The organism is Paenibacillus sp. B-A-8, assembly GCF_048572915.1.
In the GTDB taxonomy this organism is placed as follows: Bacteria; Bacillota; Bacilli; order Paenibacillales; family Paenibacillaceae; genus Paenibacillus_AQ.
Map to the genome: position 1 here is coordinate 5317128 of NZ_CP183882.1, position 14336 is coordinate 5331463.

Consider the following 14336-nt stretch of genomic DNA (forward strand, 5'->3'; position numbering starts at 1 on the left):
CTTATCCGTGATATCTATATGACAACCAATCTCTGGAAAAGGTTCGTTTTTCTGAGCATAAACTATAAATGCTAGTAATAACAGATGAAAGATAGCAATTATACTCGCAACACAAAAAGCCACTCCTCATAAATCTGAGAACTGGCTTTCCTTTATATTTTCCACTAACAGCCTACAAAAATTAAATAATATTCATAACCTCTCGTGCTTGTGTATCTAAATCCTGGGCTGAGGAAGAAATATTCTTAAAATCATCTAATGCTATTTGAATCTGCTGTTGACTATCTTCTATATTTTCTTGTACCTGGTTTGTTCCTTTGGAGATTTTATCGATTTCCAGCGTGATGGCATCCACACTATCTTTTACTTGAATGATCGAATCCTGCACCATGGAGGATAGCTTTCGAACTTCTTTAGCAACCACGTCAAAACCTCGCCCAAACTCCCCGGCATGTGCCGCTTCAATAGCTGCATTAAGCGCTAATAGTTGCGTTTGCGAAGCAATATTACGAATAGTTTGTACAATCCCCTGAATCGATACCGCTTGTTTCTCCAGATTAGCTAGGGTCTGTGTATTTTCGATTGATACTTCAGCAATTTTGTCGACGCTCTGCAATAGTTCCTGACTACGTTCAATGCCTTTCTCGGCTCTTTGATTTAAACTGTCAGACATCTCTTGCATCCGCTGTACCACGACACTCATGTTATTTTGCCGATCCGTGATATTAGTCGCAATCTTAGATACGCCAATGACTTGTTCATTATTTTCATCAAAGACAGGCATATAGGTAGCTTCCAGCCAAACCACATTTCCTTTTGCATCCATACGTTCAATTTTATCCTGATAACTTTTTCCTGAAAAAAGATCCTGCCAGAACAATTCATAGCCTGGACTATTTACAAAGTGAGAAAAGCAAAACTGTTTATGATGCATCCCATACATCTCTTCTTTGTTATACCCCATCGAACTAGCAAAAACGTCATTTACATAAGCCACTCGTCGATCAAGATCGAACCTTATTATAGCTAAATTTCTTTCTAAAGACCGGACGACAAGCTCATCGGTAACTCCTTGAGAATATACCATTCCCATATAATAATTCCTCCTGGATATCTATATGTTATTCGCGTCATCTTGAAGTATATTTCAACAATTATACGCTCTTATTGCGCAGAGAGAAATACATGATTGTTATTAAAATAAATTGAATCCGTGACTAAAAAAGACTCCAGGAGAGTGATCTCTTATATGTACATTTCTTTATTTCTTGGACCCGTAATCCCCCATCTTGATTCCCCACACTGAATCCTTTTGATGAGCTGCGGCTTCTTTTAAACTAGGGAGTCTTGCATCCAGTGGACTATGTCGTTCCAGATACATCACAAAGGCCTGACGAAGCCCAATCTCGGCATCCAGTTTATTAAGTTCGCTCGGGTGTTTCTCCATCTCTGCTAATTCTACTTCCCAACGGTATAAATCGCTTGCCTCAGATCGCTCCAACCGAACTTTTTCAGTCAGCTCCCGCAGCTCACGGTAAGCTTGTTTAACTTTTGAAGAATAGAGTTGCTTCTGATTCATAATAGTTAAGCATGCGATAAGCAGCGCTAATCCGGTCCACAAAATAACGTTATCCATATTTCCCCTCCAGCTTGGGCTATTCTCCTAATTATACACACCAGAACGCAAAAATACCCCACAATGTGAGGTATCTTTCTTAACTTAGTTCCTATTCTTTTTTCATAATTTCATGCAGCTGACGTTTGTCTGCTTCCAGCGCTCGAGCCTGTGCTTCGATATCCTCTAAATCAGCCTCAGCTGCTGAGAATTCCACGTCTTCTGCCTTCGCCTCGTACAGCATTTTCATCTTCTCGGTCTTTGAGAATATTTGTGAGTTCTCTCTATCCATAGTATCGTTATTCTCCCTTCGTCTTATTAATGAAGTAATTATTCAAATCATCCCGCCCGCTTCTTCAATTAAGCGTAATGCCTGATCATGGGACTCTGAATGCAAGATCACCGTAAGTAAAATATCTCTACCCGTCGGTCCTCCATCTCCGCCATGACTCATCCCGCTCGCGCTGGTATCCGCAGCAGCTAGTATACCTGTGTGTGCACGCTCAGCAGTCAGGGAGTCCATTCTGGCAACATTGCCTGTCACTGGATTTACCCCTGAGCTAAAGCTCGTGCCTCCATATCTACTGAAGCGATCAATGGAGATTTCAATGGCCCGAAGTGCACGGAGCTTACGAGCAACACCCTCTGCTTCCTCAGGACTTTTAAAATAAGCCAAAATAGATCTTTCCGACATCTTATCCCCGCTCTCGCTTGAAATTCAGATATCTGTTGCATTCCTTTATATTGTCTTCCTTTCGCTTGTTTTATGCCTTTTTTTTCTCATATTCCACTAATCTACTAGGAATTCGACATTTTCTTCAATTCTTCCCTGCAATATAGTACTAAAGTTGTATATTCGATTTGAAGTTATAGCTGTAGAATAAATTTAATTTTCATAATTTTTTACATTTTACATTGAGGAGGAGAATTACAGATACACACTGCAATATAAAAATTCATTTTGGGAGGATGAACTTATTTGAAACGTACCTTTAAACACTCTATTCAAAGATTTGGTATTGGGGCGGCGAGCTTCGGACTGGCTGTTTCTGTCCTTTTTCCATCCGCTGCATTTGCGAACTCATCCCTTGAATCATCAACTAACCTAGTTAATAATGTACAGTCTCAAAGTGTGACCCCTCATAACTACGCGGGTGTGCTCAAAGGTTCAGCACCAGTATCCGTAATTGTGGAATTAACTAATAAACCAGTCAGTGTGTATGAAAACGAGGCTAAAACTTCTTCTTTACGATCCTCAGTCTCCTTACAACGCAGTAAAATTATCTCCGAGCATAAAAGCTTTATTTCCTCAGCGCAGAAAATAGATGCCGACATCGGTTTTGAATACAGTGAGATCTTTAACGGATATTCCATTACTCTGCCAGCCAATCAAGTTAACAAGCTGTTAGAGCTTCCGGGCGTTGCAGCTGTTTATCCAAATGATGAAGTCCATGCGTTAGCAGACAGTGTTGAGGTAGCAACTTTGCCTGTTACACGTTCTTATTCGGACAGCGGCAATCTTATAGGTGCAGATAAACTTCATGCATTAGGTTACACAGGAGAAGGGGTGCAGGTAGCGGTTGTCGATACTGGCATCGATAAAAATCACCCTTTATTAAAGGATAATTATAAGGGGGGCTACGATGCCTATGATCAGGATAATGATCCGTCAGAAACACCTCCTGACGCTAATTTCCCTCCAAAAAATGGTAGCCCATATGAAACCTCGCATGGCACTCATGTAGCCGGTACAATATTGGATGTTGCACCTGAGGTGGATTTGTACGCGTATCGCGTACTTGGCCCTTACGGTTCCGGTCCAACAGCGGTTGTAATCGCGGGTATTGAGAAAGCGGTCGCTGATGGAGCCGATATCATTAACCTTTCCCTGGGCTCTGATGTCAACCAAAGCTATTCCGCAAGTTCAATCGCGATAGACAACGCCATAAAATCGGGCGTAAATGTTGTTGTTGCCGCCGGTAACGCTGGACCGAATGTAGGAACATTAGGCGAACCTGCTGGATCTCAACTTGCACTTAGTGTAGGTGCTTCTACTACCCCAGTGAATACCCCATTTTTTGATATTGGCGATGTTAAAAAAATTCCAGGGACATTAGCCAGCTACTCCCCGGAATTAATTGAAAACATTGCCGGCAGTAAAATTGCTTACGCTAAGCTTGGGAGTGCTGCCGATTACAAAAATCTGGATGTTAAAGATAAGGTAGTGCTTGTCGATCGAGGCTCACTGAGCTTTTTAGACAAATCTCTTCATGCCAAAGCGGCTGGTGCTAAGCTACTATTGATTGCTAATAATGAACCCGGTGTAATTACCCCTACCCTTGGCGCGCCTGGAGATTACATTCCTACCTATGGAATTAGTCAAGCGGATGGAGATAATATAAAAGCTCAATTGGCTGCTGCTAAAGATATAATCAGTTACTATATAGCGCTTGAAGTAAATCAGTTAGCTAATTTTAGCTCTGTGGGTCCTGGGATGCCGGATTATCTAATCAAACCTGATGTTGTTGCGCCAGGGGTCAATATCAACTCGACGATTCCTAGCTGGACTGGGGATTACGAACATGCTTATGGCTTAAAAAGCGGAACCAGTATGGCAACCCCACATGTTGTAGGAGCTGTCGCTTTGCTACTGAGTGAAAACTCTAACCTTAAGCCAAATGAAATTAAAGCACTGCTGATGAACAATGCGGATCCTATCTTTAAGCGTAATGGAGATGCTTACTCTTTATATCAACAAGGTGCCGGATTAATTAATTTGGAGAAATCAGCAAAAGCTGAATCTATCGCTAAAGTTGGGGAGAGCTTAATTAGCGGCCTTCCTGGGACTGTAGAAATCCCTTATTACACAGGTTCCTTGTCCTTTGGCCTGCTCCCAAAAGGAGCTAGCGTAACGAAATCAGTTTACGTAGAGGACTTTAAAGGGATTGGATCAACCTACACGCTGTCCACCGAATGGCTTACAGAAGCGCCTGGTGACATTAGTATTAATATTGCACCAAAAAGTATTACCTCAGGTGTAGATCATTATGCACAATTTACACTGAAGGTTTCTGACACTGCAAAAGTGGGAGCATATGAAGGTATCCTGTTCCTAACTTCTGATACAGAAACTCTTCGTCTTCCCTTTAATGCACTTGTTGGCGATAAATTCAATTTAGAGCCTGTTAATCAACTTTCTTTTGAAGATCCGCAGATTTCTCCTAATGGGGATGGTCGCTTAGACGATACCACCTTTACCTTCTCTGTCAATGAAGAGCTGGATGGCATAAGTTTTGTAGCCTCTTCAATAGATGCTCCTGCGACAGTTTTAGGTGCAGTTTATTCTATCGATGAAAAGGTCTATCGTGGCGTGTACGAAATTACAAATTGGGATGGAACGTTAACAGACCTGGAGACCTCCGCCAAGTCCACTTTACCAGATGGTCACTACTACATCACTCCTGTGCTTCCCAATGGACAACTGCTCGAGACACAAAAGATCAAGTTCACAATTGATACCGAGAAGCCATTAGTTTCCGGCATCACACTTGAGGAGTACGAACGTGAGGCGCCAACCGATCCTGGTGCGGCAGAAATTAGTGGTTTCATTGATGATGACCTAATGGCCTATTATATTTCTAGTACACAACCTATTGGAAACTGGTTTACCGTGTACGCCGAAGGTAAACATTATGATGGAAATACTTATAAATTCGGTGGAGTAATTGCAGGTAATGGTGCTTTTTCCATTGACGTTCCGGTTAACGAAGGGCTTAATGAGTACAAAATCTATGTGGTTGATAAAGTAGGTAATGGCGCAGACGACGATGATTATGCTCAGCGACTTCTTTATAGCACAGGGGATGGTATTTTCAATATAAATCCGTCTCTATCTGCAGCCACCATTGATTTGGGACAGCCGGTAACCGTTGATCTAGGGTATTCCGTGACTGATGAAGTTTATGGCGTCTATGGGGCTTCATTCGCTGTCATCTACGATGGTTCTCTCGAAACACCAGCGATCCAGCCAAGCGTACAACTAGCTACCTATCAAGAGGAAAATTTCTCTGGTATTCCACTTACAGAATTCTCAGAAACCTATAAACTCGGAGACGGCCGCAAACTGACACAGTACAGCGTCAATCTATCAGGTGGTGCTTATCACGGCTCCGGCTCACTAGGCAAAATAACCTTCAAACCAACAGTAGAAGGAGCCTATTCCTTCGAGCTGTATGATGTGCAGATCTGGAATGATGCTACAACATCAACAATCCCATCAGGTGTGAGAACGGTAAGCGTAACTGTTAACACACCTGAAACACCGAAACCAACACCAACACCTGAATCGAATGTACCTACGGCAACCAGTGCTCCCGCTTCTGGAATCGCATTGAAATCTGGGAAGCTAGTAGAGACTGCAGATCCAGCAGGTGGCAAGGCTTCAGCGGTGTTCAACATCTTAGACACTGCATTAGCAAATTCGATCCAGAATGCAAAAGATAAAACTTCTGTACTTGATCTTAGCGATGTAAGCTTCAATAAATATAGCCAAGTTGTTGTTACTCTTACCCCGGCCCAAGCCGAGCAGTTAAAGAAATCGGAGAATGCACTCCGCCTAAATGGTAGTGGATTCAATGTACTCATTCCAGCGGCGACACTTCCGGATTTCATCAACAGTAACGGCTTAACCCTTACGATTAGTCTGACCGATGCGGGCAACACAGCAGTTTTAGCAGGTAGCTCAGCAGCATTAAATATCGGTTCTTCCATTCTCACCATCAAAAATGGTTGGACAACCGGAAAGCCGATCATCCTTCAGCTTAATCTAAAAGCCGCCAGTCTTCATGATGCTCGAAAGACTGCCGCTTATGTAGAATCAAAAGATCGTAAATGGTCCTACCTGCAACCTGGTTTTATCACTAAAGATGGTATTCTTCAGTTTAGCGTTACTGGTGATGGTTCTTACAGCGCAGCATCCAGAAAGATAAGCTTTAAGGATATTGGCACACACTGGGCTCAAACCGATATCGAGGTCCTTGCTGCCCATGGTATCATTGCTGGCAAAGGAGCCGATGGCAGCTTTAAGCCTGCCGACACCTTAAATCAGGCAGAGCTTCTGACGCTCTTTGACCGTCTACTTGGAAAAGGTGACACTTGGAGTACTCGCATCAAAGAAAGTGGATCTCGTGATGTGCTAACTCGCGAGGAAGCAGCTCTTATCATCGCTAAGGCCCTTGGTGCTGATCTTACAGTAGCCAAGATACCTTTAAGCTTTAAGGATGCCGACAGCATCGCTGCGGAAGCACGTAACGCCGTAGCCTATGCTGTAAGCAAAGGTTATCTAAAAGGTGTTACTGCGGACAACTTCAACCCACAAGGTACTCTGACTCGTGCACAAGCAGCAACGATTCTAAGCCGAGTGCTTGAGGATCTGCGTTCTTCGAACAACATCTAGTTGCACTTTAAAAGAAAGCCCCAGCAGCCAATGGCTGCTGGGGCTTTTTCGTCTTTAGGTCACATCTGCGTTTCCGAGGCAGCCAGCAAATGACCCTAAACGCAGCCGTGATCTCACGGTTACGGGTTACGTTCTGCATTAGCAAGCAGCCATAACCAAAAAAAAGCAGAGCAGCGACCCCCAAATAACGGGAGGATCGCTGCTCTGCTATATTTTTTATTTATTCAATTAATGAAGTTAGAAATATCAGTCCCCGCGGAACGCACGCTTCACACGATCAAAGAAGGATTGCTCATGCTCATGTGTGTTTTCTCCATTAAGAGAGGCGAACTGTCGCAACAAATCTTTTTGCTCATCATTCAGCTTGCTAGGTGTCACAACAATGACTCTAACATGCTGGTCACCTTGGCCAGATCCACGTAGACGTGGAACACCCTTGCCTTTAAGGCGGAAGAAAGTACCCGTCTGCGTTCCCGCAGGAATCTTCAGCTTCACTTTTTCCGTTAAGGTAGGGATCTCAATCTCATCGCCAAGTGCTGCCTGTGCAAACGTAAGTGGAACCTCGCACATAATATCGTCGTTCTCACGTACGAAGAAATCATGGGATTTAACACGGATGACAATATACAAGTCTCCAGCAGGACCACCGCGTAAGCCGCCCTCACCTTCGCCAGTCATGCGAAGCTGTGCACCGTCATCAACTCCGGCAGGGATGCGCACATGGATCTTTCGTTGCTTCTTAACTTTACCCTGTCCGCTACAAGTCGTACATTTTTCCTTAATAATCTTACCTGTACCACTGCAATGCGAACATGGACGACGATTACGCATCTGTCCAAGTGGCGTATTCTGTACGAATTCCTGTTGCCCACTACCATGACAAGTGGAACAAGTCTCTGGTTTAGTACCCGGTTTAGCCCCGGAGCCGTAGCAGGTATCGCAAGTTTCCGTACGTGGAATAGTAATATCGGTTTCCTTACCGAATACCGCTTCCTTGAATTCAATGGTCATCGTATACTGCAAATCCCCACCGCGCTGTGGTGCGTTAGGATCACGGCGTCCTCCGCCACCAAAGAACATATCAAAGATATCGCCTAGTCCTCCGAAGTCGCCACCGCCGCCTCCGAAGCCGCCCATACCTTGGTTAGGATCAATATGGCCATATTGGTCATATCTAGCTCGTTGTTGACCGTCGCTAAGAACATCGTAAGCTTCTTTTACTTCTTTAAACTTAGCTTCAGCATCATCTGCTTTATTCACGTCAGGGTGATATTGGCGCGCCAATTTCCGGTACGCTTTCTTCACCTCATCGTCTGAAGCATCTCTACTGAGGCCAAGCACTTCATAATAATCGCGTTTATCTGCCACTGCTTTCACCTCCGTACGTTACATACTCAAATTCCTAATTACCTGTCAAAGAAACCATTATACGATAAAACCCTAGGATCTGACCATCCAGTTCCAACAGATGTTTATTCTTACAATATCAGAAGGCGCATTCGCGAAGAGTGTGCAAACTGATATTACAAAAGGAAAGTCAAAACACGGGATGACCCGGTTTTGACCTTCCCTTCTTAACTATATAAGAATTTATCAGTTACGTCCTATACACTTATCGTTTAAGGTTACCCTTGATTCTTATCTTCGTCAACAACCTCATAGTCAGCGTCAACTACATTGTCTTTCTTAGGAGCGCCTTCAGCGGCTCCAGCGCCACCTTCAGCACCTTGCTCTGCTTGAGCAGCTTGTTCGTACAGCTTCATGGACAACTGTTGTACAATCTCAGTCAATGCTTCTGTAGCAGCATTGATTTCTTCAAGATTGTCAGTTTCAAGTGCTGCTTTCACTTTATCTTTAGCTTCGTTTGCTTTTTCAACTTCGGAAGCATCAGCTTTATCACCAAGATCTTTGATCACTTTCTCAGTAGAATACACGAGTTGGTCAGCACTGTTCTTCGCTTCTACCAATTCTTTACGCTTACGGTCTTCCTCAGCGTGAAGCTCGGCATCCTTCATCATTTGTTCTACTTCTGCGTCGCTCAGACCGCTGGAAGAAGTGATAGTGATCTTTTGACTCTTGTTTGTACCTTTATCTGTTGCAGATACATTCACGATACCGTTGGCATCAATATCGAAAGAAACTTCGATTTGTGGTACGCCGCGTGGTGCTGGTGGAATCTCGTTCAGCATGAAGCGTCCCAGTGTTTTGTTGCCGTTCGCCATTTGACGCTCACCTTGTAGCACGTGAATCTCTACGCTAGGTTGGTTGTCAGCAAAGGTCGAGAATACTTGAGATTTACTTGTAGGAATTGTAGTGTTACGCTCGATCATCTTCGTGAACACGCCACCTGCAGTTTCGATACCGAGGGAAAGCGGAGTTACGTCGAGCAATACAACGTCCTTAACATCACCAGTCAATACACCCGCTTGAACAGCAGCACCAAGAGCTACAACTTCATCCGGATTCACACCTTTGTGTGGATCTTTACCTGTAAGCTTCTTAATTGCATCTTGCACAGCAGGGATACGAGTAGAACCACCAACCAGAACGATTCTGGTAAGGTCTGCAGGTGTCATACCAGCATCAGACAAAGCTTGACGAGTTGGTCCCAAAGTACGTTCTACCAGACCAGCAGTAAGCTCATCAAACTTCGCACGAGTTAAGTTGATCTCTAAGTGTTGAGGTACTCCGTCTACTACAGTGATGAACGGAAGAGAAATAGTAGTTGTCAGTACGCCCGACAATTCTTTTTTCGCTTTTTCAGCTGCATCTTTCAAACGTTGTACAGCAGATTTATCTTTGCTCAGATCAATGCCTTGCTCTTTCTTAAATTCAGATACCAGGTAATCCATAACCACTTGGTCAAAGTCATCGCCACCAAGTTTGTTATCACCGCTTGTAGCTTTTACTTCAAAGAAGCCGTCGCCCAATTCCAGGATGGATACGTCAAACGTACCGCCACCAAGGTCATAAACAAGGATAGTTTGATCTTCGGATTTCTCCAGACCATATGCCAAAGCTGCAGCTGTTGGCTCATTCACAATACGCAAAACTTCCAAGCCTGCAATTTTACCTGCATCTTTAGTAGCTTGACGTTGGCTGTCATTAAAATAAGCAGGAACTGTGATAACTGCTTGAGTAACAGTTTGGCCAAGATATGCTTCTGCATCGGATTTCAGCTTTTGAAGAATCATTGCTGAAATTTCTTGTGGAGAGTAGTCTTTACCATCAATGCTTTCTTTGTGGTTCGTACCCATATGACGTTTTACCGAGCTGATCGTACGATCAGGGTTAGTAATCGCCTGGCGTTTAGCTGTTTCACCGACGATACGCTCGCCGTCTTTCTTAAAACCTACAACCGAAGGGGTTGTACGTGCGCCCTCTGGGTTTGGAATTACAACGGCTTCGCCGCCTTCCATTACGGCAACGCAAGAGTTCGTGGTTCCTAAGTCAATACCGATAACTTTACTCACAATAATTTGCCTCCTCTTAAGGTATATGGAGCATACGCTCATTTTAATTTTAAAAATACAAGCATAAATGCCTTCGGCGTCCTTATTTAGAACGATTAGCGTTTAAGCGAGAAATATAAGGATAATATATAGCGTGAAACTTATGCTTTCTTATATTTTCAAAAAAATCCGATTGGTACCACTGGTGGACAGAAACTGCCCGTCCTATATTGACAGACTACATGCTGACTTTGACCATAGCAGGACGAAGAACTTTATCTTTCAGGAGATATCCTTTTTGGACTTCTTCTGTTACGATACCCTCTTCGTACTCCTCGCTCTCCACCTGCATGATAGCCTGATGGTATTCAGGATTAAAAGGCTGTCCTACTGTTTCCATAGCCGTAAGCCCCTCGGACTTCAATACTCCATCCAGCTGACGGAAAATCATATTAACACCCTTCACAAAAGCTTCGGACTCAGGGCCACTAGGAGTAGTGACTAAAGCACGCTCGAAATTGTCCAGTACTGATAGCAGTTCAGTCACGAGCTTGGAGGTGGCATATTGAGCCAACTCTTCTTTCTCCTTCTGAGTACGACGACGGAAGTTATCGAAATCAGCCTGCGCACGCAGCGCACGTCCTTGATATTCATCAGCGAGATCCTGCAGACGTTTTACCTCCGCACCTGTGTCTGAAGCACCTTCACTAACTTCCTCTGCCGTAAATGAGTCGGCTTTCGAAGCTGCATCAGCCTCAGGTTCCTCATTTATCAAATCATCTTTGAATTCATTAGCATCTTGAACTTGTTCCTTTTTCAAGTTGTCTTCACCTCCTTAAAATCATTCACGTAATCAATGTTGACTCTGTTCACTTATACCAGTGTGCCAGCATCGCTGTCAAATCTCGGGATAAAATGCCCAAGATCCCCATCACTCTTGCATATTCCATTCGTGTCGGTCCAAGGATGCCAATGCTTCCCAAGGCCTGCCCATCCAGTGAATAAGTGGCGGTGATCAGACTGCAGTTAGCGAACGCTTCATGATTGTTCTCCGTCCCTATTCGGACCTGAATACCTGTGCCGCCTGTTGTAGGGGCCAGCATTTTGAGCAATGTAGGCGTCTCTTCCAGCAGATCAAGAATGCTCTTCACCTTGTCAACATCCTTGAACTCAGGCTGTGTAAGCATATTCGTGGCTCCACTGAGATAGATACGCTGCTCTTGATCACTTTCCAGCGCAATGTCCAGCACTTGCATTAATTCTTCATAATGTGAGATGTGACGCTGCATTTCCTCGCCAAGCTCGGAATACAGCCGAGTCTTCAGCTTATAGAGTGGTACATTGACCAGCTTACTATTCAGTAGGTTAACCACTTTCTCCATCTCGGAAACGGAAATCTCCGGTGGAATGTTCACCGTACGGTTCTCAACTTGCCCCGTACTTGTAACGATAATCGCTACAGCGGTTGTATCATCTAGCGGTAACAACTGAAAATGACGCAATGATGTATGAAAAACCTCCGGTCCCAGAAGGATGGAAGTGTAATTCGTCATATTGGAAAGAATCATCGCCGCATGTTGGATGACCTGCTCCATCGCATTCAGCTTCTCGGCAAAAAAAGCGCGGATCGTGCCCATCTCTGCCGTTTCGGCGGAATTCCACGGTACCAGATGATCCACATAGTATCGGTATCCTTTATGGGAAGGTATTCTCCCTGCCGATGTATGAGGCTGCTCGAGATAACCCAAATCCTCTAGGTCAGCCATTTCATTTCGAATGGTCGCAGGGCTGTACCCTACATCCCCCCGTTTAGAAATGCTGCGAGACCCTACTGGTTCTGCCGATGAAATATAATCATCTACAATTGCATTTAGTATCATTCTCTGGCGATCAGTTAACATGTTATCCCCTCCTACCCGGCTATTGGCTCCGATTCGTTAGCACTCGACTCAGATGAGTGCTAACCACTAATACAAAAATACCAAACTGACATTGACATTGTCAAGTCAGTTCAGCATCTTAAGTACTGCTATTTCATCGCAGGCATGCTGCTTTTTACAATTCACGCAATCTGTCCATACCTTTTCGGGGAAAATCTCTTTCTCGACAACTTCGAATCCGTTTCTAAGAAAGAAATCTACGGCGTAGGTTAGTGCCATGACCTTAGGGATTTTTTGGTTTCTGGCTTCCTCCACCAGCTTCGCCAAAATCATAGAACCTATTCCTTTTCCTTTCCCCTCGTCATTCAGGCCGATCGAGCGAATCTCTACGAGATCATTCCCGAGCTTGAAGAGCGAACCGCAGCCTACGAATCTACCCTCGATTTCCGCAATTACAAATTGATCGATCTGGCGAGTCAGCGCCTGCCTGGAACGGGGCAACATGATACCGCGCTGTGCGTATTCTTCTATCATCAGATACAACGGCTCAACATCTTCTACCACTGCATTTCTACAAATCACCTGTGCATCTCCTGCTGGAGACGAATGGCGGATCATTTCCGTCTTGGCAAGCACTTTAATTCACCCCTCTGTTGATAATATGAATAAATATACAACAGAGTGAATTACAATTCAAGGGGTATTTTAAAATTAAACTTCTGTCAGCGCGCCTACAAATTCTGCGAAAACATCGTTACCAAAAAGGATCCCTTGCTTGCTGAGCCGGTACGTCCCCTCTTCGTGTTCAAGCAGACCCGCATGCAGCATCTTATGCAGGGATTTCGCAAATACATCCTCTATCGAACGCCCAAATTGCGCCTGAAATGCCGCATTAGAGACACCTTCATGCATACGCAAGCCAACCATCATAAAATCCTCCATCGCTTCTGCTTCAGTGATTGGGTATGCGTCCAATCGTGGCAGGCCTTTACGTGTAGCTTCAACATAAGGATTTACACCCTTAACATTAATATGTCGCTGACGACCCACATATCCATGTGCACCTGCGCCGAGACCATAATAATCTTCATTACGCCAGTAAGTGATATTGTGACGACTCTCCATGCCTGGTTTTGCAAAGTTACTGATTTCGTATTGGTTGTAGCCCGCTTCCTTCATAGAAGACATCAACAAGAGGTACATTTGCAGTTCATCTTCTTCATTAGGTAGAGGAAGTTTGTTCTTATTAAATAGGGTGTGAAAAAGAGTGTTCTCCTCCACCTTCAAGCTGTAAATAGAATAATGGGGTAAATCTAGCTCAAGCGCTTTGCGAATACTTTCAGCCAGCATCTCCACCGTTTGGTTCGGCAAACCAAACATAAGGTCAACCGACAGGTTGTTAAGTCCTACTGCACGAGCATTCTCCAAGCTGCGGTATACATCATCAACATTATGAATCCGGCCAATGCCCGTCAGGAGTTCGTTCTGAAACGCCTGAACACCAAAGCTCACCCGATTCACGCCGCCTTCTTTCATAACCGTCAACTTATCTTTATCCGTAGTTCCCGGATTTGCTTCCATAGAGAACTCGATATCTTTATCCCAATTCGGGAAATGTGTGCGAACAGATTTTAGAAAATAAGCCATCTCATCGGGTTTCAGTACAGTGGGAGTACCTCCGCCGACAAAGATCGTTTTGATGACACCCGGTGGGGTGTTCTTAACGGTCTGCTCCATTTCTCGATCCAAGGCTTCGAGATAATCCATAACCGGCTGATCCTTGAGAACGTAGGAATTAAAATCACAATAAAAGCACTTATTGGTACAAAAAGGTATATGAATGTACACGGCCTCAGGGGGACGGCCATTAGTATTCGTAGTCATTAGCTGTCTCCTTTATATAAAAATATCGTTTGACTAGTGTAATCTAAAAA

The 14336-nt window shown here is 44.2% G+C and carries 11 protein-coding genes; 1 reads left to right on the top strand and 10 read right to left on the bottom strand.

Annotated features, from left to right (window positions below):
* Nucleotides 1–181: 181 nt before the first annotated feature.
* From ACN6MV_RS24040 to ACN6MV_RS24055, 4 genes are all read right to left on the bottom strand, one after another.
* A complete protein-coding gene (locus ACN6MV_RS24040; protein ID WP_339287721.1) occupies nucleotides 182–1093 on the bottom strand; it encodes a methyl-accepting chemotaxis protein in 912 nt (303 codons plus the stop codon).
* A 168-nt stretch (nucleotides 1094–1261) separates the two neighbouring features.
* Nucleotides 1262–1636, bottom strand: coding sequence for a hypothetical protein (locus ACN6MV_RS24045; protein WP_341114533.1), 375 nt, complete (start codon nucleotides 1634–1636; stop codon nucleotides 1262–1264).
* 91 nt (nucleotides 1637–1727) lie between these two features.
* The gene (locus tag ACN6MV_RS24050) at nucleotides 1728–1907 is read right to left on the bottom strand and encodes a YfhD family protein (protein ID WP_042130382.1); all 180 of its coding nucleotides are present in this window, start codon (nucleotides 1905–1907) and stop codon (nucleotides 1728–1730) included.
* 42 nt (nucleotides 1908–1949) lie between these two features.
* Entirely contained in the window at nucleotides 1950–2309 is a 360-nt protein-coding gene (locus ACN6MV_RS24055) for a hypothetical protein (protein WP_339287725.1), read from the bottom strand.
* Between the two features lie 285 nt (nucleotides 2310–2594).
* Between ACN6MV_RS24055 and ACN6MV_RS24060 the strand changes: the two genes are divergently transcribed.
* Entirely contained in the window at nucleotides 2595–7070 is a 4476-nt protein-coding gene (locus ACN6MV_RS24060) for a S8 family serine peptidase (protein ID WP_419885025.1), read from the top strand.
* Between the two features lie 246 nt (nucleotides 7071–7316).
* Here the strand turns inward: ACN6MV_RS24060 and dnaJ are convergent, their stop codons facing one another.
* The 6 genes from dnaJ to hemW form a co-directional block, all read right to left on the bottom strand.
* Nucleotides 7317–8438 carry a molecular chaperone DnaJ gene (gene dnaJ, locus ACN6MV_RS24065; protein ID WP_042130386.1) on the bottom strand — a complete coding sequence of 374 codons (1122 nt, stop codon included), beginning with the start codon at nucleotides 8436–8438 and terminating at the stop codon, nucleotides 7317–7319.
* Between the two features lie 257 nt (nucleotides 8439–8695).
* Nucleotides 8696–10543, bottom strand: coding sequence for a molecular chaperone DnaK (dnaK, locus tag ACN6MV_RS24070; RefSeq protein ID WP_042130388.1), 1848 nt, complete (start codon nucleotides 10541–10543; stop codon nucleotides 8696–8698).
* 217 nt (nucleotides 10544–10760) lie between these two features.
* Nucleotides 10761–11342: a nucleotide exchange factor GrpE gene (grpE, locus tag ACN6MV_RS24075; RefSeq protein WP_339287730.1), complete on the bottom strand. Its 582-nt coding sequence runs from the start codon at nucleotides 11340–11342 to the stop codon at nucleotides 10761–10763.
* Between the two features lie 49 nt (nucleotides 11343–11391).
* Nucleotides 11392–12423: a heat-inducible transcriptional repressor HrcA gene (gene hrcA, locus ACN6MV_RS24080; RefSeq protein WP_042130390.1), complete on the bottom strand. Its 1032-nt coding sequence runs from the start codon at nucleotides 12421–12423 to the stop codon at nucleotides 11392–11394.
* Between the two features lie 105 nt (nucleotides 12424–12528).
* Nucleotides 12529–13020 (bottom strand): N-acetyltransferase, encoded by a 492-nt coding sequence (locus ACN6MV_RS24085; protein WP_042132402.1) that lies wholly within the window; start codon nucleotides 13018–13020, stop codon nucleotides 12529–12531.
* 93 nt (nucleotides 13021–13113) lie between these two features.
* Complete coding sequence (hemW, locus tag ACN6MV_RS24090) at nucleotides 13114–14286, bottom strand: radical SAM family heme chaperone HemW (protein WP_341114537.1); 1173 nt, start codon at nucleotides 14284–14286, stop codon at nucleotides 13114–13116.
* Between the last annotated feature and the right edge of the window lie 50 nt (nucleotides 14287–14336).

Excerpts from the sequence above, each read along its gene's own strand:
- ACN6MV_RS24085 (WP_042132402.1), bottom strand. The coding sequence starts at position 13,020 with ATGATCCGCCATTCGTCTCCAGCAGGAGATGCACAGGTGATTTGTAGA.
- ACN6MV_RS24050 (WP_042130382.1), bottom strand. The coding sequence starts at position 1,907 with ATGGATAGAGAGAACTCACAAATATTCTCAAAGACCGAGAAGATGAAA.
- hrcA (WP_042130390.1), bottom strand. The coding sequence starts at position 12,423 with ATGTTAACTGATCGCCAGAGAATGATACTAAATGCAATTGTAGATGAT.
- ACN6MV_RS24040 (WP_339287721.1), bottom strand. The coding sequence starts at position 1,093 with ATGGGAATGGTATATTCTCAAGGAGTTACCGATGAGCTTGTCGTCCGG.
- ACN6MV_RS24045 (WP_341114533.1), bottom strand. The coding sequence starts at position 1,636 with ATGGATAACGTTATTTTGTGGACCGGATTAGCGCTGCTTATCGCATGC.
- hemW (WP_341114537.1), bottom strand. The coding sequence starts at position 14,286 with ATGACTACGAATACTAATGGCCGTCCCCCTGAGGCCGTGTACATTCAT.
- ACN6MV_RS24055 (WP_339287725.1), bottom strand. The coding sequence starts at position 2,309 with ATGTCGGAAAGATCTATTTTGGCTTATTTTAAAAGTCCTGAGGAAGCA.